The following is a 1,665-nucleotide window of genomic DNA, read 5'->3' as shown; positions in this document are numbered from 1 at the left end:
CCCCAATTTCCTCCTCGCAAATTTTGAGCAGCGTTTCTTTTTTGTTCATCATCGAGTTTGATTGCACGAATTAAACATAGACCATTACGTTCAAACCAGTCGATCATGTAATCTGTCAGTTGCCGCTGTTCTGCCCATTCCCGAATCCGTTCGTCCGGAAGAAGAAGGGTATCAAATCTATGCAATTTACCGAATCACTTTAACGGGTGTAGACGGAGAACTGGAAACGCCAGGCACGCAGCGTGTGATGTATCTCATGTCGCAAATGCACTGGATAGAAGAGAACGGCGAATGGAAAGTGAATGCCCACGATTTGGAGCCCTTAACGTCCGGAGAAGCGTTCGAGGAAGCGATAAAAAACGGATAAATGGAAGTGAAAGGATGATCGAGATGAACGAACAACTCAAACAGGTACTCGCCTTCCAGCAACAAATCCAACAGAAGATGGATCGATTGATTGATCGACTTTCTCGAACAGCCATTGAACAAGAAGAACGCAAGTTTGAATTGATGTACGACAAGCCGTTAAATGAAAAAGAAATTATGAATATAAAAAGGAATACTGTAGTGAAGTATTCAATGCTCCTTCTCGTTCCCTTATTGATTCTACTTCTGACGATTATGAATCAGGGGGTGATGTAGCTATGAAAAGAGTACCGTTTCAAATAGTTGTAAGTCTGCTGATTTTTGTATTGTTTCCCATTCAAACCTTTGGTGAAGAAGGTGAATTCTTAGAGAAGACAGTTGAAGATTATCAAAATGCAGGGAATGTAACTCCTCAAGAAGCAGAAAATGTGGAATCTTATATGAAAAATGTTTTATATCTTGAAAAATATGATTACGAAACAAATCAATTTGATTGTAAATGGCATGAAATTGGCTGCCATACGAATAGTTTTCTTTTCACTACCGTAAGTGGATTCGTCTTCGGGGCTATTGAGAGCTTTAGCAAGTTTCAGATAAGCTCAGAATTTATTACAGGAAACCCTATTTATGAAGGGTACATGCTGAACCATTTCTTATACCGTATTAGCCGAACTGAAAAAGCAGGACGTGGAGATGTACCTTGAATACTTGCAGGAAGAACCCATTCTGCATGAAAACCAGGCTGTGAAAAAGCGCGGCGAGGCTGTCGTTTCCCTTTCTGTCAATGCGTTAAAATCACTCTTTAACTACCTAACGAAAGAGACCGAGGATGAGGACGGAGAATCGTACTTCTACCGAAACGTGATGAGCAAAATTGTGTTGCATACGAAAAAAGAAACGGCCAGCCGCCGCGCACAAAAAATCAGCTCTGTCATACTGAACGAACATGAAATCAATGATTTTCTTCAGTTCATTGACCAAGAATACGAAATCACGTTGACAAGTGGACTTGCTCGTCAGCGGTTTAACCGTGATAAGGAGCGGGATTTGGCGATTCTCTCCTTGTTCCTTGGAAGCGTGATGCTTTGAAAGTGCTTGAAGAACGGGGTGCGATTTGTGAAGAAATTTCACTGCCTCATTCGATACGACTGTTAACCACGCATCGCAAAAGGTGTTAGAAAAAAATGGGTTTAAGAAAATTGGGGAATTTTGGGATCCCGCAAAAATGCTCGTGCAATCGCAATACGCTGTCGTTGCCCCCCTGATAATTTGATGCCGCGTTCACCGACCTCTGTATTT

Annotated in this window: 3 protein-coding genes and 1 pseudogene; 3 read left to right on the top strand and 1 reads right to left on the bottom strand. The window is 41.7% G+C overall.

The window, feature by feature from the left end:
* Positions 1 to 390 precede the first annotated feature (390 nt).
* The 3 genes from ABZ924_RS38635 to ABZ924_RS38625 are packed head-to-tail and all read left to right on the top strand — an operon-like array spanning position 391 to position 1,455.
* Positions 391 to 642, top strand: a complete 252-nt coding sequence (locus ABZ924_RS38635) for a hypothetical protein (RefSeq protein ID WP_361920425.1) — start codon at positions 391 to 393, stop codon at positions 640 to 642.
* Positions 643 to 644: 2 nt separating this feature from the next.
* Positions 645 to 1,070: a hypothetical protein gene (locus tag ABZ924_RS38630; protein WP_361920423.1), complete on the top strand. Its 426-nt coding sequence runs from the start codon at positions 645 to 647 to the stop codon at positions 1,068 to 1,070.
* Positions 1,054 to 1,455, top strand: a complete 402-nt coding sequence (locus ABZ924_RS38625; protein ID WP_361920421.1) for a hypothetical protein — start codon at positions 1,054 to 1,056, stop codon at positions 1,453 to 1,455. Before ABZ924_RS38630 ends, ABZ924_RS38625 begins: the two co-directional genes overlap by 17 nt.
* 116 nt (positions 1,456 to 1,571) lie before the next feature.
* On the opposite strand, the pseudogene ABZ924_RS38620 reads toward ABZ924_RS38625, so the two are convergent.
* Positions 1,572 to 1,665, bottom strand: a pseudogene (locus tag ABZ924_RS38620) (ATP-binding cassette domain-containing protein); the annotation flags it as partial.

Origin of the sequence: Streptomyces sp. NPDC046876 (genome assembly GCF_040645035.1) — a bacterium.
GTDB lineage: Bacteria > Actinomycetota > Actinomycetes > Streptomycetales > Streptomycetaceae > Streptomyces.
Note: the sequence above shows the minus strand (reverse complement) of the source record. Positions and strands in the feature narration are given on the sequence as shown.